Consider the following 20,830-nt stretch of genomic DNA (forward strand, 5'->3'; position numbering starts at 1 on the left):
ATTACTTGGCGTCGCTACGGTCGAGCGCAGTGCGGATGAGATCGGAGATGTCCATGTTCTTGATCGCCGAGGCGCGGTCGGCCTCGGGCTCGGCCGGCGCGGCGGCCGGGGCGGCCTCGGCGGGGGCGGTCTCGGAGAGCTTCAGCAGCCGCTCCAGCAGGCCGGACTCGCGGAGCCTGGCCACCGGGATGCCGGCCAGCAGCTCGGCCACCCTGGCGTCGTCCGGCTCCTCGGCCACGGCCTCGGCCTGCTCCGGGCGCAGCCTGTCCAGCAGGTACGCGGCGAGCGCCGCCGGGGTCGCGTAGTCGAAGATCATCGTGGACGGCAGGCGCAGCCCGCTGACCGCGTTGAGCTTGTTGCGCAGCTCCACCGCGGCGAGTGAGTCGAAGCCCAACTCGGTGAAGGCGCGCCGGGGTTGGACGGCGGCCGAGCCGTCGTGCCCGAGCACGGCGGCCACCTGGGAGCGGACCGCCTCCAGCACCGCGTGCTCGTGGTCGGCGGCCGGCAGGGTGCCCAGCCGCTGGACCAGCGGGGCCACGGCGCCGGCGGCGCCGGAGCCGACGGCGGTGGCCGCGCCCCGGCGGACGGCGGGCCGCACCAGGGCGCGCAGCACGGCGGGGACGGACTCGCCGCGCTCGCGCAGCGCCGCCAGGTCCAGCCGGACCGGCACCAGGGTGGGGCGTCCGGCGCGCACGGCGGCGTCGAACAGGGCCAGTCCCTCGGCCGGGTCCAGCGCGCCGATGCCGGAGCGCTCGATCCGCTCCCGTTCGGCCTCGCCGAGCCGGCCGCCCATCCCGCCGGCGCCCGCCCACAGGCCCCAGGCCAGCGCGGTGGCCGGCAGGCCGGCCGCGGCCCGCTGCTCGGCCAGTGCCTCCAGGAAGACGTTGGCGGCGGCGTAGTTGCCCTGCCCGGTGGCGTCCAGGGTGCCGGCCACCGAGGAGAACAGCACGAACCGGCCGATCTCCCGGTCCCGGGTCAGCTCGTGCAGGTGCCAGGCGCCGTCGACCTTGGGCCGCAGCACCGGGTCGATCCGCTCGGGGGTCAGCGAGCCGAACAGGGCGTCGTCCAGGACGCCCGCGGTGTGCACCACGCTGTGGACCGGGTGCTCGGCGAGCAGCGCGGCCAGCGCGGCCCGGTCGGCGACGTCGCAGGCCACCACGGCCGCCTCGGCGCCGAGTCCGGCCAGCTCGTCCCGCAGCTCCCGGGCCTCGGGGGCCTGGAGGCCGCGCCGTCCGGCCAGCACCAGGCTGCGCACACCGTGCTCGGTGACCAGGTGCCGGGCCACCAGCGCGCCCAGGCCGCCGGTGCCGCCGGTGATCAGCACGGTGCCCCACTCGGGGTCGCCCTGCTCGGCCCGCGGCGGCTGGACCCTGGCCAGGCGCGGCACCAGGACGCCGCCGTCGCGCAGCGCCGATTCGCTCTCCCCGGAGTCGAGGGCGGCGGCCAGCAGCGGCAGGGTGAGGCCGCCGTCGGAGTCCACCAGGACGATCCGGCCCGGGTCCTCGGCCTGGGCCGCGCGGACCAGGCCGCGCACGGCGGCGTCCGCCAGGCCCTGACCGGTCAGCACGACCAGCGTGGCCTTGGCGTACCGGTCCTCGCGCAGCCACTCCTGGACGGGGCCGAGCACGGCCCGCAGGGCGGCCCGCACGCCGTCCGGCACCGGCTCGCCGGCCGGCGTCGGGACCGGCAGCAGCAGCACGTCGGGGACGGCGTCGCCGAGTGCGGCCAGGTCCGGGTGGACGGGCAGGCCGAGGCCGAGGCCGTCGGTGCCGAGCACCGCGAACTGCCGGTTGCCGACGCCCTGGGGGGCCAGGTCGGGGCGGGGGGTCAGCTCCACCGCGTACAGCGAGTCCTGCTGGGGGCCGAGCTGTCCGGCCGCCACCGGGCGGGTCACGAAGGAGGAGACCGTGGCGACCGGGACCCCGGCGCCGTCGGCCAGCTCGATCCGGATGCCGTCGCCGTCCTGGCGGGTCAGCCGCACCCGGGCCGCCGAGGCGCCACCGGTGTGCAGTTCGACCCCGTTCCAGGCGAACGGGAGCAGCACCTTGCCGTCCGCCGGTGCGTCGCGTCCCTCGTCCAGCAGGGAGGTGGCGTGCAGGGCGGCGTCCAGCAGGGCGGGGTGCAGTCCGAAGCGGGCGGCGGCGGGCCGTTCGGCGGCGGGCAGTTCGAGCTCGGTGAAGACCTCCTCGCCGCGCCGCCAGGCCGCCTTGACGCCCTGGAAGGCCGGGCCGTACTGGTAGCCCTCGGCGCGCATCCGCTCGTACAGGCCGGTGACGTCGACCTCGGTCGCGCCGGCCGGCGGCCACGGGCCGGACGCCTCGGGGCGGGCCTCGCCGCGCTCGGCGAGCAGGCCGGTGGCGTTGGTGGTCCAGGCGGCGTCCTCGGAGCCCGCCGGGCGGGAGAAGACCTGGACGGCTCCGCCGCGCGCGGCGACGACCTGGAGCTGGACGGCGCCCGACTCCGGCAGCAGCAGCGGTGCCTGGAGGGTGAGTTCCTCCAGGACGGGCAGGCCGAGCAGGTCGCCGGCCCGGATCGCCAGGTCGACCAGGGCCGTTCCCGGCAGCAGGACGGTGCCGAGGACGGCGTGCTCGGTCAGCATCGGGTGGGTGGCGCGCGAGACCCGTCCGGTCAGCACCACCTCGTCGGAGGAGGCCAGCCGGATCTCGGCGCCGACCAGCGGGTGGTCCACCGGCGCCTGGCCGAGGCTGCCCGCGTCGCCCTTGGCGGCCGGGACGTCCAGCCAGAACCGCCGGTGGTGGAAGGCGTAGGTCGGCAGCTCGACCGGCCGGGGGGTGTAGTCGCCGTAGAGCGCGGGCCAGTCGAGGGCGGCGCCGCGGGTGTGGGCCAGCGCGAGGGCGCCCAGCAGCTCCGCGACCTCGGGCTTGCCCTTGCGGGCGACCGAGGCGAAGACCGCCGGCGTGTCCTCGGGCAGGCAGTCCGGGCCCATGGCGCTCAGCACCGAGTCCGGGCCCAGCTCCAGGAAGGTGGTGACGCCCTGCTCGGCCAGCGCGGCGACGCCGTCGGCGAAGCGCACGCTCTCCCGGACGTGCCGGACCCAGTACTCGGGGCTGCGCAGCTCCGCCGGGCTCGCCGGGCGGCCGGTGAGGGTGGAGACGATCGGGATGTACGGCTCGGCGTGGTCCAGCTCGGCCAGCACCGCGCCGAACTCGGCCAGCATGTCGTCCATCCGGGGCGAGTGGAAGGCGTGCGAGACGGTCAGCCGCTTGGAGCGCTCGAAGCGGGCCGCCAGTTCCAGCACCGCCTCGGTGTCGCCGGAGAGCACCACCGAGCGCGGTCCGTTGACCGCCGCGATGCTGACCCGCTCGTCCAGCAGCGGCAGCACCTCGGCCTCGCTCGCCCGGACCGCGACCATCGCGCCGCCCTCGGGCAGCGCCTGCATCAGCCGGCCCCGGGCGGCGACGGCCTTCGCCGCGTCCGCCAGCGACCAGACGCCGCTGACGTGGGCGGCGGCCAGCTCGCCGATGGAGTGGCCGGCCAGGAAGTCCGGGCGCAGGCCGAAGGACTCCAGCAGCCGGAAGAGCGCCACCTCGGTGGCGAACAGCGCGGCCTGGGTGTACTCCGTCCGGCTCAGCAGCTCGGCGTCCGTGCCGAAGACCACCTCCTTGAGCCCGCCGTCGAAGTGGGCGGCGACGGCGTCGAAGTGCTCGGCGTAGACCGGGAAGGCGTCGTACAGCTCCCGTCCCATGCCGGGGCGCTGCGAGCCCTGGCCGGAGAAGAGGAAGGCCAGGGAGCCCTCGTCGGCGGTGCCGGTGACCAGCCCGGGGGCTTCCGTACCGGCGCTCAGCGCGGCCAGGGCTGCGTCGAGTCCGGCGCGCTCGCCGGCCAGCACCACGGCGCGGTACGGGTGGGTGCCGCGGGTGGTGGCCAGGGCGAGGCCGAGGTCCGCGAGTTCCCGCCCGCCGACGGCGGCCAGCCGCTCGGCCTGGGCGGCCAGCGCCTCGGGGCTGCGGGCCGAGACCGGCAGCGCCACCAGGGTGGGCGGGGTGCCGGTGGCCGGCGCCTCCTCGACGGCCGGGGCCTGCTCCAGGATGACGTGGGCGTTGGTGCCGCTGATGCCGAAGGAGGAGACGGCGGCACGGCGCGGGTGCTCGGCCTCGGGCCAGTCCCGGGACTCGGTGAGCAGTTCGACGGCGCCCGCCGTCCAGTCCACCTGGTCCGAGGGGGCGTCCACGTGCAGGGTCCTGGGCAGCACGCCGTGGCGCATCGCCTCGACCATCTTGATCACACCGGCCACACCGGCGGCGGCCTGGGTGTGTCCGATGTTCGACTTGATCGAGCCGAGCCACAGCGGCTGGTCCGCCGAGTGCTCCTGGCCGTAGGTGGCCAGCAGCGCCTGGGCCTCGATCGGGTCGCCCAGCGTGGTGCCGGTGCCGTGCGCCTCCACCACGTCGACCTCGGCGGCCGACAGCCCGGCACTGGCCAGCGCCTGCCGGATCACCCGCTGCTGCGAGGGCCCGTTGGGGGCGGTCAGCCCGTTGGAGGCGCCGTCCTGGTTGATCGCGCTGCCGCGCAGCACGGCGAGCACCCGGTGGCCGTTGCGCTCGGCGTCCGACAGGCGCTCCAGCACCAGCATGCCGACGCCCTCGCCCCAGCCGGTGCCGTCGGCCGCGGCGGCGAAGGACTTGCAGCGTCCGTCGGCGGCCTGGCCGCGCTGGCGGCTGAAGTCGATGAAGGTGTCGGGGGTGGACATCACGGTGACGCCCCCGGCCAGGGCGAGGGTGCACTCGCCGCCGCGCAGCGCCTGGGCGGCCAGGTGCAGGGTGACCAGCGAGGAGGAGCAGGCGGTGTCGACGGTGACGGCCGGCCCTTCGAGCCCGAGCGCGTACGCGACGCGTCCGGAGACCACGCTGCCGAGGGTACCGTTGCCGAAGTAGGCGGCCACCTCCTCGGGGGCGTCGGTGAGCCAGCTGCCGTAGTCGTGGTACATCACACCGGCGAACACCCCGGTCGCGGTGCCGCGGACCGTCGCCGGGTCGATGCCCGCGCGCTCGAAGGCCTCCCAGGAGACCTCCAGCAGCAGGCGCTGCTGCGGGTCCATCGCGACCGCCTCGCGCGGGCTGATGCCGAAGAAGTCGGCGTCGAACTCGGCCGCCCGGTAGAGGAATCCGCCCTCGCGGGAGTACGTCTTGCCGGGCGTGCCGGGCTCCGGGTCGAAGATCGCCTCGGTGTCCCAGCCGCGGTCGGCGGGGAAGTCCGCGATGGTGTCGACGCCGTCGGCGACCAGCCGCCACAGGTCCTCGGGCGACTCGACGCCGCCGGGGTAGCGGCAGCTCATCCCGACGATCACGATCGGGTCTTCCCCGGCCTGGCGGCCGGCGGACGCCGCCACCGGAGCGGCCGGCGCCTCGGGCTCCCCGCCGAACAGGGTGTCGCGGATGTGCTCGGCCAGCACCTTCGGCGCCGGGTAGTCGAAGACGAGGGTGGCCGGAAGCCGCAGCCCGGTCGCCGAGTTGAGGCGGTTGCGCAGTTCCACGGCGGCCAGCGAGTCGAAGCCGAGCTCGGTGAACGCCCGGGTCGGGCTGATCGCCGCCGCGCTGTCGTGCCGCAGCACGGCCGCCACCTCGGTGCGGACCAGCTCCAGCAGGGTGCGGTCCCGGTCGGCGGCGGGCAGCGCGCCCAGGGCGCCGGCGGCGGCCAGGTCGCGGGTGCCGCGGGCCGCCGACGCCCGGCGGTTGACCGGCCGCACCAGGCCGCTGAGCAGCGCCGGGATGCCGTCGGTGCGGCCGCGCACGGCGGCGGCGTCCACCTCGACGGGGACCACCCGGGCCGCGCCGGTGCGCACCGCGGCGTCGAACAGGCGCAGCGAGTGCGCCGCGTCCAGTCCGGGCACCCCGTAGCGGGCGATCCGGGCCAGCGTCGCCTCGTCGAGCGCGGCGCCCATGCCGGCCTCGCCGGTCCACAGGCCCCAGGCGAGGGCGGTGGCGGGCAGGCCCAGCGAGGCGCGGTGCTCGGCGAGCGCGTCCAGGAAGGCGTTGGCCGCCGCGTAGTTGCCCTGCCCGGCGCCGTCGAGGACGGCGGCGAGCGAGGAGAACAGCACGAAGGCCTTGAGGTCCTGCTCGGCGGTGAGTTCGTGCAGGTGGCAGGCGCCGTCCACCTTGGCCCGGAACACCTTCGCCAGCGTCTCCTCGGTGAGCGAGCCGATCACGCCGTCGCGCACCGTGCCGGCGGCGTGGATCACCGAGTCGACCGGGTGGGCGGCGAGCAGGGCGGCCACCGCGTCGCGGTCGCCGACGTCGCAGCCGACCACGGCCACCTCGGCGCCCGCCGCGGCCAGTTCGGCCTGGAGTTCGGGCGCGGAGCCGCGGCGGCCGGCCAGCACCAGGCTGCGCACGCCGTGCTCGGCGACCAGGTGGCGGGCCAGCAGGCCGCCCAGGCCGCCGGTGCCGCCGGTGATCAGCACGGTGCCCCAGTCGGGTGCCGGGTTCGCCGCCGAGGGCAGCACGGCCAGCCTGGGCGCGGTGAACTCGCCGTCCAACAACGAGACTTCGGGCTCGCCGGTGGCGAGCACGGCGGACAGCTCGGTCTCGGTGGGCAGGCCCGGGTGCTCGACCAGGACGAGGCGCCCGGGGTTCTCCGCCTGGGCCGAGCGCACCAGGCCGCGCACGGGGGCCTCGGCGAGCGCGGGCGAGGTGACCACCACCAGGGTGGTGTCGGCGAAGCGGTCCTCGGCCAGCCAGGCCTGGAGCACCCCCAGCACCCGGGCGGTGGCGCCCCGGGCCGCGAGCGCCAGCTCCCCGGAGCCGGCCGCCGCGCGCAGCACCACGGCCCGCGGCAGCGGGTCGGCGAGGCCGGCGAGGTCGGCGTCCTCCAGCACCGCGATCCGCAGCCGCTCCGGCGCGGCCGACAGGCCCAGCGGCGACTGCCGTACGGCGTAGAGGACTTCGTCGTCCGACACCGGGCGGGAGACCAGCCCCCGTACGGTGGCCAGCGGCGCGCCGGTGGCGTCGGCGAAGTCGAGCGCGAGGGTGTCCTTGCCCGGGTGGGAGATCCGCACCCGCACCGAGGCGGCCCCCGCGGCGTGCAGTGACACGCCGGTCCAGGCGAACGGCACCAGCACCTCGGCGCGGGGCTCGGCGCCCAGGTCCGCGGCGTGCAGGGCGGCGTCCAGCAGCGCCGGGTGCAGGCCGAACTCGGCTGCTTCGGCGACGAGTTCGGCGGGCAGCTCGACCTCGGCGAAGACCTCGCCGCCCTGCCGCCAGGCGGCCCGCAGGCCCTGGAAGGCCGGGCCGTAGCCGTAGCCCTGGGCGGCCAGCGCCTGGTAGACGCCGGTGAGGTCGATCGCTTCGGCGCCCTGCGGCGGCCAGCTGTCCAGCGGGCGGGGCAGCGGCTCGGCCTCGGGGGCCAGCACACCCTCGGCGTGCTGGGTCCAGTGCCCGGCGTCCGCGCCGTCCGCCCGGGAGTGGACGGTCAGCCGGCGGCGGCCGGTCTCGTCGGGCTCGCCCACCGCGACCTGGATGCCCGCGCCGCCCTCGGCGGGCAGCACCAGCGGGGCGCCCAGGGTGAGTTCCTCGATCGCGCCGGCGCCCACGTGGTCGCCCGCGCGCACGGCCAGCTCGACGAAGGCGGTGCCGGGGAAGAGCACCCGCCCGGCGATGACGTGGTCGCCCAGCCAGGGCTGGGTCCGCAGCGAGAGGTGCCCGGTGAGCACCACGCCGTCCGCGCCGACGGCCACCACCGCGCTCAACAGCGGGTGCCCGGCGGGCAGTTGGCCGAGGTCGGCGAGGTCGGCGCGGGCCGAGCCCGGCTCCAGCCAGAACCGCTTGCGCTGGAAGGGGTAGTTCGGCAGCTCGACCGGACGCCCGTCCCGGCCGGCGTGGAAGCGGGCCCAGTCCACCGACACCCCGGCGCAGTAGGCCGCCGCCAGGGCCGCCAGGGCCTGCCGCGGCTCGGAGTGCTCGCGGCGCAGCAGCGGGGCGAAGACGGCCGGGGAGCCGTCCAGGCACTCCTGGCCCATGGCGCAGAGCACGCCGTCCGGGCCGATCTCCAGGAAGGTGTCCACCCCGGCGCCGGCCAGCCACTCCATCGCGCCGGCGAACCGCACCTGCGCCGCCACGTGCTCGACCCAGTACTCGGGCGTCGCCACCGCGGCGGTGCACAGCTCGCCGGTGACCGTGGAGACGATCGGGATCTTCGGCGCCGTGTACGTCAGGACCTTCGCGATCCGGCGGAACTCGGTGAGCATCGGCTCCATCAGCGGCGAGTGGAAGGCGTGGCTCACCCGCAGCCGCTTGGTCCGGTGCCCCGCCTCCGCCAGCTCCCCGGCGATCCGCAGCACCTGCGCCTCGTCACCGGAGAGCACCACCGCGCGCGGGCCGTTGACCGCCGCGAGGCCGACCCGGTCGGTGAGCAGCGGCGCCACCTCGGCCTCGGTGGCCTGCACCGCGACCATCGCGCCGCCGGCCGGCAGCGCCTGCATCAGCCGGCCGCGCGCGGCCACCAGGATGGCGGCGTCCTCCAGGGTGAGGACCCCGGCCACGTGCGCGGCGGCCAGCTCGCCGATCGAGTGCCCGGCCAGGTAGTCGGGGCGCAGGCCCCAGCTCTCGGCGAGGCGGAACAGCGCGACCTCGACCGCGAACAGGGCCGGCTGGGCGTACTCGGTGCGGTGCAGCAGCTCGGCCTCGGGCGAGCCCTCGGCGGCGAACAGCACCTCGGTGAGCGGCAGGTCCAGCTGGAGGTCCAGGTAGCCGCAGGCCCGCTCCAGGGCCTCGGCGAACACCGGGAAGGCGGCGAGGAGTTCACGGCCCATCGCCAGCCGCTGGCTGCCCTGGCCGGTGAACAGGAAGGCGAGCTTGCCGGGGCCGGCGACGCCGGTCGCGGCGGTGCCGGCCGGGGCGGTGCCGGCGGCGATGGCGCTCAGCGCGGCGCGCAGCTCCGCGCGGTCCCCGGCGACGATCGCGGCACGGTCGGCCAGGCCGGCCCGGGTGGTGGCCAGCGCCCGGGAGAGGTCGGCGAGGCGGACCTCGTCGCCCTCCAGCAGCGGGAGCAGGTCCGCGGCCCGGTCGCGCAGCGCCTGCTCGCCGCGCGCCGACAGCACGTACGGCAGCACGCCGGAGCCGGCGGGGTCGGCGGGGTCGGCCGGGTCGGCCGGGTCGGCGGCGGGCTCCGCGGCGAGCGGCAGCTCGGCCTCGGCGTCGTGCTCCAGCAGGACGTGGGCGTTGGTGCCGCTGACGCCGAACGAGGAGACGCCGGAGCGGCGCGGCGCCCCGGTCTCGGGCCATGGCCGGCCCTCGGCGAGCAGTTCGACCGCGCCGGCCGACCAGTTGACGTGCGGGCTCGGGGCGTCGATGTGCAGGCTCTTCGGCAGGTAGCCGTGCTGCATGCTCAGCACCATCTTGATCACCCCGGCGACGCCGGCGGCGCCCTGGGTGTGGCCCAGGTTCGACTTGGCCGAGCCGAGCAGCAGCGGCGCGTCCTCGGGCCGGTCCTGCCCGTAGGTGGCGAGCAGCGCGGTGGCCTCGATCGGGTCGCCGAGCGTGGTGCCGGTGCCGTGCGCGTCGACGGCGTCCACCTCGTCGGCCCGCAGGCCGGCGTTGGCCAGGGCCTGGCGGATCACCCGCTGCTGGGAGGTGCCGCTGGGCGCGGTGAGCCCGTTGCTGGCACCGTCCTGGTTGACGGCCGAGCCGCGCACCACGGCCAGCACCCGGTGGTTGTTGCGCCGGGCCTCGGAAAGCCGCTCCAGGACCACCACGCCGACGCCCTCGGCGAAGCCGGTGCCGTCCGCCGCGGCCGCGAAGGGCTTGCAGCGGCCGTCGGGGGCCAGGCCGCGCTGGCGGCTGAAGGCGGTGAAGACGCCGGGGCCGCCCATCACGGCGACGCCGCCGGCCAGCGCCAGCGAGGACTCGCCTGCGCGCAGCGACTGGCAGGCCAGGTGGATCGCGACCAGCGAGGCGGAGCAGGCGGTGTCCACGGTGACCGCGGGGCCCAGCGCGCCGAGCACGTAGGCCACCCGGCCGGAGATGACGCTGGGGGCGTTGCCGGTCAGCAGGTAGGCGTCGAGGCCGTCGGGGGCCTCGTGCAGCCGCGGGCCGTACTCCTGCACCTCGGCGCCGAAGAACATCCCGGCCTCGGTGCCGCGCAGCGCCAGCGGGTCGACCCCGGCGTGCTCCAGGGCCTGCCAGGCGGTCTCCAGGACCAGCCGCTGCTGGGGGTCCATGCCCAGCGCCTCGCGCGGGCTGATGCCGAAGAAGTCGGCGTCGAACTCGGTGGCGGTGTCGATGAACCCGCCGCGCCGGACGTAGCTGCTGCCGGGGGTCTCCGGGTCCTCGTCGAACAGCCGGTCGAGGTCCCAGCCGCGGTCCTCGGGGAAGTCGGAGAGCACCTCGCCGCCTTCGCGCAGCAGCTGCCAGAGCCGCTCCGGCGAGTCGACCCCGCCCGCGAACCGGCAGCCGATGCCGACGATCGCGATCGGCTCTCCCCCAGCCTGGCGGCCGGGAGGTGCCCCCATGCCCGCGCCGAGGTTGGCGGTCGGGGCCGGTTCGGGGGTGACGGCGCCGAGCGCCCCGGTGAGCAGCCGGTCGACCAGCGCGGCCGGGGTCGGGCACTCGTAGACCACGGTGACCGGCAGGTCGAGGCCGGTGGCCGCGACCAGGCGGGCCTGGAGGTCGACCGAGGCCAGCGAGTCGAAGCCGAGCTCGGTGAAGGCGAGCGCGGTGTCCAAGGTGTCGGCGGCCTCCGGGCGTGCGGCCTTCAGCGCCGCCACCGCCGTCCGGCTCACGAGGTCGAGAACCAACCGCCGGTGCTCCGACGGCGCGGCGTCGGCCAGCAGCCGGGCCAGTACTGAATCGGACCTGGACTCATTCATCCGCGCATCTCCACATTCGGCCAAGACCGTTTGGCAAAAGAACAGTTACGCGGGGACGGCAGCGCCCACCCGCGCCTCGCCCCCGTCACACCGCGCCGCTCCCGGAGCCCGTACCGGCTCAGGCGGCACCGCCGGCGAGCACGTGGCCCCGCCCGGCGGCAATCGCTTCGTCGTCGAACTTCCAGCGGATGTAGGACAGCGACCCCAGCAGCTCACCGGACGTCACGGTGCGGGACTCGCCCGCCTCCACCACCCCGGCCAGCGGCAGCCGGCCGATGTCCGCCCAGCGCAGCCGCCCCTCCCCGTCGATGTAGCTGCGGGTGCGCCCCTGGTTGTCGGGGTGCAGGCAGTAGGGGATGTCCAGGTAGCCGCGCTGGAAGGCCAGCAGCATCGCCCGGCCGACGTCCGGATCAAGGTTCAGCACCGCGGAGACCAGCGCCGCGGCCTCCGCGTAGGTCTGCGAGTCGCCGCCGTCGTCGGCGATCCGCCGGGTGCGGGCCGCGCGGGCGGCCGCGTGCTCCAGCGCGCCGACGTTCTCCGCCACCGTCGGGATCCGGACGGACTCGGCGACGGTCTTCACGATCAGCCGCTCCGAGCCGGTCGCGGCGGCCAGCTCGGCCGCGGCGCCGAGCAGGGCGAGCGCCCCGTGCGGCGTGGTGGGGTAGACCCCCATGTACGCGTAGATGACGACGTGCCAGTCCGTGTCCGGCAGCAGCTCGGCGCAGAGCCGGCGCAGCGCGAACACGGCTTCCACGTCCTGCTGTTGGTGCGTCTGCTGGGCGTAGCTGGCCGAGATCGAGCGCAGCCCGTGCTGGTGGAAGAACAGCGCTTCGAGCGCGCTGATCGCCACCAGCTGGCTGGGCGGGCAGAGTTGGCCGAGCATGCAGCCGCCGAAGGTCTCCAGGTGCGGATCCCGCCCGATCTCGCGCAGCCGGGCGAAGAGGTCGCAGGAGCGCGACCAGTTCTCCACCGACTCGCGCAGCGGGATGCGCCCGTACGGGAGGCAGTAGGAGACCGGCCCGCCCTCCGAGGCGTCCAGCCCGACCCGCATCAGCGAGCGGAAGATGTCCAGCGGCGCGGCCGAGCCGTGCCGGACCTGCACCGGGAAGTCCGGGCCGTGGATGCCGTCCAGCACCCGCCTGGTGGTCTCCAGGTCGTGGCTGACGATCGGGTAACCGTTGAGCGATACGCCTTCCAGCAGGGCGAGTTCGGCGGACTCCAGGTCGTTCACCCGGGTGTAGCTGTCCAGGGTGACGGTGCCGACCGTACGGCCGGCGGCACCCTTGGTGGCCAGCAGTCCGGCCCGCATCAGCTCCGGGTCGCTCATCCCCATCCGGGGCTGCACCACGAGTTCACCCGCGTGGTGCGCCCGGCGGACGAACGCGCCGAAGCCTCCGGCCTCGGCGACCTCGCCGGAGCCGTGGAGCCCGCCGACCTCGCCCCCGCTCACGTCAGCACCCGCTGCGGGAGCGAGTCGAGCAGCCGCCGGAAGGAGGCGATGCCCTCCGCCCCGTCGTCGAAGACCGCGTCGTAGCCGGCCGCGACCAGCTCGGCCAGCTGCTCGGCGCTCTGGGCGCCGGCGATGCCCAGCTTGCCGCCGATCACGGCCGGGACGGCGCTCAGCTCGGCGCGCTCGCGCACCTTGCCGATCATCCGGATGCCGTCCTGGTAGCCGTGCCCGTTGACGCTGCTGACCACCAGCAGCGCCGGACGGCGGGCCAGGCTCTCGCTCACCAGCAGGTCGGTGGGCACGCACGGGCCCAGGTTGACCACGTCGAACCCCAGCTCCTCCAGCAGCAGTTGGAGGAAGACCAGGTTCCAGGTGTGCGAGTCGGAGGTGCCGCCCGCGACGATCACCGTCGCGTCCCGCTTGACCACGGTGGGCGCGTTCCGCGCGGCCACCACGGGCAGGTTCGGCGCGGCGGACCCGCTCTGCTCGGTGGGCAGCGACATCACAGCTCCCGGCCGAGCTGGTAGGAACGGACGTGTTCGATCCGCGACACCGAGATCAGTTCCTCGCCGCGGACCAGGATCTCGGTCGGTGCCGGACGGCCGAGGAACATCAGCAGGCTGGCCGTCGGGCCGTAGGCGCCGGCGTTGGGGATGCTCACCACGTCCCCGGGCGCCAGCGCGGGCAGCTCGATGTCCCGGCCGAGCACGTCGCCCGGGGTGCAGAGCGGGCCGACCAGGCTGGCGATCTGCTCCAGCGGGATCCCGTCGTCCTCCAGGCGCACCGAGACCGGCATGATCCGGCCCAGCCCCGACATGCCGCCGAAGATGTTGATCCCACCGTCCAGGATCACGAAGCGCCGGCCGCGGCTCTCCTTGAGGTTGACCACGCCGACCATCAGGGTGCCGCTGTCGCCGATCAGGTAGCGCCCGGACTCGACCGCGAACTTCACCTCGCCGGCGCGCCAGCCGGGGAACCACTCGTCGAGCGCACCCGCCATCGCCTCCCGCAGGTTGCCGTACACCGGCCGCTCGCCGCGGACCGCGTACGGCACCGAGAAGCCGCCGCCGATGTCGACGAAGCGGAAGCGCGTGCCCAGCTGCTCCTGCACCCGGGCGGCCACCTCGATGGTGTGCCGGAACTCCCCGATCAGGCTGTCCTCGTCCTTGGCGTTGCTGAGCGGGAAGAAGTGCGCGCCCGCCACGTCGGTGCCCGGCACGTCGAAGAGCTGCTCGCGCAGCTCCGGCAACGTCTCGCTGTCGAAGCCGAACTGGGACGGCACCCCGGTCATCCGGATGCTCGACGTGGCGCTGGCGCTGGCGCTGTTGACCCGCAGCAGGCAGGTGGCGACCACACCGAGCCGGGTGGCGACCGCGCCGACGTTGCGCAGGTCGCCCAGCGACTCGACGGAGAAGAGCCGCACCCCGGCGCCCAGCGCCTCGGTCAGCTCCTCCTCGGTCTTGCCGGGGCCGGTGTAGAGGATCTCGCCGCCCTCGAAGCCGGCGCTCAGCACGGCGGCGAGCTCACCGGTGGAGCTGATCTCCGCCCGGCAGCGCCGGCCCTCGCCGGCGCGCATCTCGCGCAGCAGCTCGGGGTGCGGGTTCGCCTTCGCCGCGTAGAAGAGCTCGACCTCCTCGGGCAGCGCGGCGAACAGGTCGCGTCGGGCGGCCGCGATCCGGTCCAGGTCGTAGACGTACGACGGAGTACCGAAGCGCTTGGCGAGCTCGGCGTAGCCAGTCACGGAGTGGCCCCTTCGAAGAGTTGAGCGAGTTTCTGGCGGTCGTGCTTGCCGTGCAGCGTGAGCGGCAGCTCCTCGACCACCCGGCACAGGCCCGGCACCTTGGCCGGCTCCAGGCGCAGCGACAGTTCCCGCAGCACGGTGTGCGGCGCCAGGTCGCCCACCACGCAGACCGCGAGGTCGCGGCCGTCGGTCGGCGGCAGCGTCGCGGCGGCCTGGACGCCGGGGATGTCCATCGCGGCGGCCTCGATCTCGATCGTGCTCATCCGCACGCCCTTGCGCTTGAACATGTCGTCCCGGCGGCCCTCGTAGTAGAGGAAGCCGTCCTCGTCGACGCTGCCGAAGTCGCCGGTGTGCAGGCGCCGTCGGCCGCTGACCGGGTCGGTGCGGAAGGCCTTGGCGGTGAGCTCGGGCGCCCGCCAGTAGCCGGGCATCACGTGCGGGCCCTCGACCACGATCTCGCCGGCCGAGCCGACGGGCACCTCGGTGCCGTCCTCGTCGAGGATCAGCACCCGGGTGCCGGGCAGCGGACGGCCGACCGAGGTGGGCTTGCTGTCCTCGAACTCGGGCGGCAGCACCGAGATCCGCTTGCACTCGGTCTGGCCGAACTGGCGGATCACCTCGGCGCCGGGGAAGGCCGTGCGCAGCGCGTCCACGGTGGTCTTGGGCAGCGCGGCACCGGTGTTGGTGAACATCCGGACCCTCGACTCGCCGCCCGGGTCGCGCTCGGCGAGGGAGCAGATCATCGCCGCCAGCGAGGGGACGATCGGCACCACGGTCGCGCCGCTCTCGCGGATGCGCCGCAGCAGCACCAGGTCCGAGTCGGTGTCGGCCAGCACCAGTTCCGAGCGGCCGAGCGCGGCGAGCAGGATCTTGTAGAGCCCGTAGTCCCAGGAGATCGGGAAGCGGCAGAACACCACGTCGTCGGGGCGGTAGCCGAGTTCCTCGTTGATCGACCGGGAGGCGAAGACCATCTGGCGGTGCGGGCAGATCACGCCCTTGGGGGCGGCGGTGCTCCCCGAGGTGTAGACCAGGACGGCGACCTCGTCGGCGTCGACCTCCTGGGCCGGGCCCCGCGCGCCGCTCTCGCGCAGCGCCGTCACCTCGGGCCAGGCCTCGTCGAAGCCCAGCACCTCGACCGGGGTGAGGGCGGCGATCCGCTCCACTGCGGTGTCGGCGACGATCACCAGCCGGGGTTCGGCGTTGCCGAGCACCGAGCGCAGGTGGTAGTCCTTCATGCCCGGGTTCAGCGGCACCAGGACCGCGCCGCGCCGGGACGTGCCGTAGAACAGCGCCACCAGTGCCCGGTTGCTGGGCAGTTGGACCAACACCCGGTCGCCGGGGCGGACCCCGCGCGACTCCAGCCAGGCGTCGACCGCGTGGCTGTGCTCGACGAGCTCCCGGTAGGTCCACCGGCCGTCCCGGTCGCCGACCGCGACGGCACCGGGCGCGGCGTCCGCCGTCGCCTCGTCGAGCACCCCGTGCACCAGCACGGCCGGCTCGGCCTGCGGTATCGCGTCACCACTCACGGCGTGTGTCCGTCCTCTCCATTGTGAGCCTCACTCGGATGTCGTCGCGGCCTGGAGTGCGAGCTGCTTGCGGTCGATCTTCCGGTTCGAGTTCAGCGGGAACTCGGCCAGGTGCCGGTAGCGCTTGGGGACGATCGCCACCGGCAGTGTCTTGCGCAGCTCGCGGGCGAGCTGCGCCGGCGGCACGACCTCGCCGGTGTAGAAGACCGCCAGCTCGACCGAGCCCTGGACGGGCACCGCGACGGTGACGGCGTCCTGCACGCCGGGGCACTCGCGCACCGCGGCGTCCACCTCGGCCAGTTCCACCCGGACGCCGAGCACCTGGACCTGGGCGTCGCCCCGGCCGAGGTAGAGCAGCTCGCCGCCCGCCGCCCGGCGGACCCGGTCCCCGGTGCGGTAGAAGCGCCGGCCGTCACGGTCGAAGAAGCGGCCCTCGTCGTCGCCGGCGTCGAGGTATCCCGCGGTCGACTGCGGTCCGGCGATGCACAGTTCGCCCTCGACCTCGTCGTCCTCGCCGTCGGCGTCGAGCAGCAGGTGGTGGTGTCCGCCGTGCACCGAGCCGATCGGCACCATGCCGTTGAGCGCGTCCTCGCCCGCCCAGCGGTGGACGGCGACGGTGATGGTCAGCTCGGTCGGCCCGTAGAGGTTCTCCAGCGTCGAGTCCGGCGCCGCCGCCAGCCAGTCGCCCGCGTCCTGACAGCTCAGCGCCTCTCCGGCGAAGAAGCTCCAGCGCAGCGAGGGCATGGTGGCGGGCCCGAGGCCGCCCATCCGCCGCACCAGCGCGATCGCGCTGGGGGTGGAGAACCAGACGGTCAGGCCGTTGTCGGCGATGAACCGCGGCATGTCCCGGTAGGCCTGCGGCGGGGCGACGACCAGCGTGCCGCCGGCTCCCCAGGCGCAGAACAGGTCGAACATCGCGCAGTCGAAGTTGAGGTCGAAGTTCTGCGAGAACACGTCCTCGGGACCGAAGTCGTACCGCTCGTCGAGCAGGCCGAAGTAGTGGTGGGTGTTGGCGTGGGTGACCGGGACGCCCTTGGGCCGGCCGGTCGAGCCCGAGGTGAACAGGACGTACGCGGTGTCCTCGCCGCGCACCGGCACCGGCTCGGACAGCGCGCCGCCCGCCGCCGTCGGCACGGCCGGCTGCGGCTGGCCGCCCGGGGCGAAGAGCACCGGGAGGTCGACGCCCTCCTCCCACAGCGCGGTCAGCGCGGGCAGCGCCTCGTCGTCGGCGATGATCGCGCCGACTCCGCTCGCCTCGATCATCTGCCGGGTGCGGGCGGCCGGGAAGGCCGGCTGGAGCGGGACCATGGTGATCCCGGTGTAGAGGCCGGCCAGGATCGACGCGTACGCCGAGGGGCCCTTGCCCGCCAGCACGCCGATCGCCGCAGGCCGCGACGGCAGGTGGGCCAGCAGCGACCCGGCCAGCAGCAGCGCGCGCTCGTGCAGCTCCTGGTAGGTCAGGCTGGTCCCGCCCGCCCGCACCGCCGGGCGGTCCGCCGACTTGGCGAGTCCGCGCAGGAAGCGCCCGGCCAGCGCGAGGTCCACGGTGTCATCCATCGTGGTGGCCTTTCGTGTCTTCGTCCCGTCAGGCCTGGACGCCGGGCAGCAGGCCCGCGACGGTCTTCCAGAGCACGGCGGGGGTCTCGAAGGTCTCCAGCGTCAGCGCGTCGTCCAGGAAGCGGATGTCGTAGGCGGCCTCCAGCCGGCCCAGCAGCTCGACGGTGCCGAGCGAGTCCAGGCCCAGCTCACGCAGCGGGGTGTCGTCCGTCAGCTGCTCGCCCGGGGGAAGGAAGGGCAGGAAGCCGCGCAGGGTCTCTTCGAACTTCTCGTCCCACATGGTGACTCCATCAGTGTCGTTGTTCGTCGGGTGTGCTCAGGTGGCGGCGGCGCGCTCCGGCGCTCAGCGGGCGGCGGGCCGGCGCCGGGGGGTCATCGCCAGGCGGGGATTGGCCGGCAGGACCTCGAAGTTCCCGGTGGTGCACGAGACCCGGCCGAACAGGCTGTCCGGGCCGGCGACGCAGACCCGCTCGATGCCGAAGCCCTTGAGCCCGGCCAGCGCGTCCGGCCAGCGCAGCGGACGCGTCACGCTGTCCAGCAGCATGGTGCGCACCTGCTCGGCCGTGGTGAGCAGCGTGCCGTCCTGGTCGGCCACCACCGGCAGCTTCGGGTCGGTGAAGGTCAGGGTGGACAGCACCTCGTGCTCGATCCTGTCCCGCAGCCCGCCGAAGGCGCCCGAGTGCAGCGGCGGGCGCATGGTGTAGAGCGGCATCCCGCCGACGGAGCGCAGCCGCTGCTGCGTCCACTCCACCCGGGACTCGCGCAGCGAGAGCATGTAGAAGCCCTCGTCGATGTAGCAGGAGATGTCGTGCCACTCGCCCTGCTCGTCCAGCTCGGCGAGGATCTCGCGCAGCTTCTCCTCGGGCGTGCGGACGAAGGAGAGCACCACGATGTCGGTGTGCTCCCGGGCGAAGTACTCGTCCATGCAGCGGGCGAGTTCGGCGGTCATCCGCACCGCCTCGGCGGTCGGGAGCGCCTGGGCGAAGGCCACCGCCGCCTTCTCGCCGAAGCTGGCGCCGAGGACGGCCTCGGCCTCGACGCCGAGGACGGCCCGCGCCCATTCGGCGCTGGCCAGGCAGTTGACCAGGAAGGCCACCTGGGCGGCCTCGGAGTAGTCGCCCTCGGCCTCGCGGAAGGCGTCGACCAGGGAGTAGCCGAGGACCTCGTCGGCGACCGAGACCAGCTCCCGGGCGAACCGGTTGGCCACCATGAACCGGCCGACGTCGTCGAAGGAGGCCGGGCCCATGCCGGGGAAGACCATCGCCGTCCGCTTCGTCACGACCGGACCTCCCCCGCCGGGCGCACCAGCTCGGCCGGCCGCTCGGCCAGCTCGTCCAGGAAGCCCGTCATCACCTCGGTGAAGCGCTCCGACTCCTCCAGGTGCGGGCAGTGGCTGGAGTTCTCGAAGACCTCCCAGCGCACGGTGGGGATGCGGTCGAAGTAGGGCTGCATCGTCACCGGGGTGGCCTCGTCGTACTTGCCGCTGATCAGCAGCGTCGGCGTCCGGATCAGGTCCAGCTCCTCGATGATCGACCAGTCCTTGAGGGTGCCGATGACGTGGAACTCGTTGGGCCCGTTCATCGTGTAGTACACGGTCGGGTCGTTGTAGATCTCCATGAAGGAGGAGAGGAAGTCCCTCGGCCAGGGCAGGATCCGGCACACGTGGCGGTCGTAGAACACCCGCATGGCGGCCAGGTACTCGGGCGACTCGAAGGTCTCGGCCGCCTCGTGCCGCAGCAGGGTCTCCTGCACGTCCGGCGGCAGCTGGGCGCGCAGCACGGCCATCTCGCTGAGCCACAGCGGGTAGGAGGCGGGCGAGTTGGCCACCACCAGGCCGCGCAGTCCGGCCGGCCGGGTCATCGCGTGCTTGGCGGCGAGCAGGCCGCCCCAGGACTGGCCGAACAGCACGTAGTTGTCGGCGATGCCCAACTGCTCCAGCAGGTTGGACAGTTCGGCGGCGAAGAGGTCGACCTTCCAGAAGTCGGCGCCCTTGTTGGGCAGATGGGTCGAGCCGCCGTTGCCGATCTGGTCGTAGTGCACCACCGGCCAGCCCCGCTCCGCGAGCTCGGTCAGCTGGAGCAGGTAGTCGTGGGTGCTGCCGGGGCCGCCGTGCACCACCACCACGGCGGGCTTGTCCGCGGTGAGATCACCGGTGACCCGGTACCAGGTCCGGTACTCCCCGAACGGGACGGTTCCCTTAGCACTGGGCTCCAGGGGCACGGTAACCACCTTTGTCGACAGACGTGTTCGGGGTGAACGGAATCGTGATCCGGTCCCGACGCTAACGCGCGGCGACGGCCCGACTGGACCCCTAGCGGCCCCTAGGTCGGACCCCGGGTCGGGTAGGGGTGAACGGGCGGCGGCGCAGGCCACACCGGTAGGGGGCGGCAGGGGGTGTGGAGCGGTGATGGCGCCGCCTAACGTGCGAGCAGCGTTCGAATGAGTTCGTTCGAGTCAGTTCGAGAGGGCACCATGACCCAGACTGCCGACCAGGACCGTACGGCCACCCAGCCGCCGGCCTTCCCGATGCCGCGTTCCTGCCCCTTCACCCCGCCGGCGCAGTACGCCGAGCTCCGCGAGAATGAGCCGGTCGCCCGCGCGGTCCTCAAGGTCAACGGCAAGCCCACCTGGCTGGTCAGCACCTACGAGGGCCTGAAGAAGGTGCTCGGCGACTCCCGGGTGAGCGCCAACCTCAAGCTGCCCGGCTACCCGCTCCAGGTGCCGGTGCCCGAGGAGATGCTCCAGGCCGTCCCGCTCACCTTCCTCTCCATGGACCAGCCCGAGCACACCGTTCAGCGCCGCCTGCTCGCCCCGGAGTTCACCCTGCGCCAGATGCGCGCGCTGCGGCCGCGGATCCAGCAGATCGTGGACGCCCAGATCGACACGATGCTGGCCAAGGGCGGCCCGCAGGACCTGGTGGCCGCGCTCGCCCTGCCGGTGCCCTCGCTGGTGATCTGCGAGCTGCTCGGCGTCCCCTACGAGGACCACCCGCGCTTCGAGCACTGGGCCGGCCAGATCATGAACCAGGACATCAGCGACGCGGAGCGCGGCCTGGCCCACTACGAACTCGACCAGTACGTCGACCAGTTGGTCACCATCAAGGAGACCACGCCGGGCGACGACATGATCAGCCGGCTGATCGCGGCCAACCGCGCCGAGCCCTCGGTCGAGCACTCCGACATCGTGAGCATGGCCCGGCTGATGCTGGTCACCGGCCACGAGACCACCGCCAACATGATCGCGCTGGGCACCCTGGCCCTGCTGGAGCACCCCGAGCAGCTGGACGCGGTCAAGGCCGACGCCGGCCTGCTGCCCCAGGCCGTCGAGGAGCTGCTGCGCTTCTTCAGCATCTCCGACGCCGGCACCGCCCGGGTCGCGCTGGAGGACATCGAGGTCGAGGGCGTGGTGATCAAGGCCGGCGAGGGCATCCTGCCGCTCAACAACTCCGCCAACCACGACGAGAGCGTCTTCCCCGACGCCGACACCCTCGACATCCGGCGCGAGGCCCGCAGCCACCTCGCCTTCGGCTTCGGCATCCACCAGTGCATCGGCCAGAACCTCGCCCGGATCGAGCTGGAGATCGTCTACGAGACCCTGTTCCGGCGCATCCCCGGCCTCAGGCTGGAGGTCCCGATGGCGGAGCTCAAGTTCAAGGACGACGCCATCGTGTACGGCATGTACGAACTGCCCGTCACCTGGTGACCCACCCGGATCGACCCGACCAGTCTCGAACC

At 74.3% G+C, this 20,830-nt stretch carries 10 protein-coding genes; 1 reads left to right on the forward strand and 9 read right to left on the reverse strand.

The window, feature by feature from the left end; translation table 11 throughout:
- Position 1: 1 nt before the first annotated feature.
- The 9 genes from ACFRAR_RS26030 to ACFRAR_RS26070 all read right to left on the reverse strand — a co-directional run bounded on the left by ACFRAR_RS26030 (position 2) and on the right by ACFRAR_RS26070 (position 19,316).
- Positions 2–10,822 (reverse strand): SDR family NAD(P)-dependent oxidoreductase, encoded by a 10,821-nt coding sequence (locus tag ACFRAR_RS26030; protein ID WP_380700604.1) that lies wholly within the window; start codon positions 10,820–10,822, stop codon positions 2–4.
- A gap of 118 nt (positions 10,823–10,940) precedes the next feature.
- Positions 10,941–12,272, reverse strand: coding sequence for a methylaspartate mutase (locus ACFRAR_RS26035; protein WP_380700605.1), 1,332 nt, complete (start codon positions 12,270–12,272; stop codon positions 10,941–10,943).
- Positions 12,269–12,775, reverse strand: coding sequence for a cobalamin B12-binding domain-containing protein (locus tag ACFRAR_RS26040; protein WP_380700606.1), 507 nt, complete (start codon positions 12,773–12,775; stop codon positions 12,269–12,271). The genes ACFRAR_RS26035 and ACFRAR_RS26040 overlap by 4 nt, the downstream gene beginning before the upstream one ends.
- Entirely contained in the window at positions 12,775–14,013 is a 1,239-nt protein-coding gene (locus tag ACFRAR_RS26045; protein WP_380700607.1) for a type III PLP-dependent enzyme, read from the reverse strand. Before ACFRAR_RS26045 ends, ACFRAR_RS26040 begins: the two co-directional genes overlap by 1 nt.
- A complete protein-coding gene (locus ACFRAR_RS26050) occupies positions 14,010–15,539 on the reverse strand; it encodes an AMP-binding protein (protein WP_380700608.1) in 1,530 nt (509 codons plus the stop codon). Before ACFRAR_RS26050 ends, ACFRAR_RS26045 begins: the two co-directional genes overlap by 4 nt.
- 30 nt (positions 15,540–15,569) lie before the next feature.
- Positions 15,570–17,096 (reverse strand): AMP-binding protein, encoded by a 1,527-nt coding sequence (locus ACFRAR_RS26055; RefSeq protein WP_380700609.1) that lies wholly within the window; start codon positions 17,094–17,096, stop codon positions 15,570–15,572.
- A gap of 28 nt (positions 17,097–17,124) precedes the next feature.
- A complete protein-coding gene (locus ACFRAR_RS26060) occupies positions 17,125–17,376 on the reverse strand; it encodes a phosphopantetheine-binding protein (RefSeq protein WP_380700610.1) in 252 nt (83 codons plus the stop codon).
- A 63-nt stretch (positions 17,377–17,439) separates the two neighbouring features.
- Positions 17,440–18,357 (reverse strand): ACP S-malonyltransferase, encoded by a 918-nt coding sequence (locus ACFRAR_RS26065; RefSeq protein WP_380700623.1) that lies wholly within the window; start codon positions 18,355–18,357, stop codon positions 17,440–17,442.
- 14 nt (positions 18,358–18,371) lie between these two features.
- The gene (locus ACFRAR_RS26070; RefSeq protein ID WP_380700611.1) at positions 18,372–19,316 is read right to left on the reverse strand and encodes a proline iminopeptidase-family hydrolase; all 945 of its coding nucleotides are present in this window, start codon (positions 19,314–19,316) and stop codon (positions 18,372–18,374) included.
- A gap of 252 nt (positions 19,317–19,568) precedes the next feature.
- On the opposite strand from ACFRAR_RS26070, the gene ACFRAR_RS26075 reads away from it, so the two are divergent.
- Positions 19,569–20,798 carry a cytochrome P450 gene (locus ACFRAR_RS26075; RefSeq protein WP_380700612.1) on the forward strand — a complete coding sequence of 410 codons (1,230 nt, stop codon included), beginning with the start codon at positions 19,569–19,571 and terminating at the stop codon, positions 20,796–20,798.
- Positions 20,799–20,830: the final 32 nt, after the last annotated feature.

The organism is Kitasatospora sp. NPDC056651, assembly GCF_042792155.1.
Taxonomy (GTDB): domain Bacteria; phylum Actinomycetota; class Actinomycetes; order Streptomycetales; family Streptomycetaceae; genus Kitasatospora.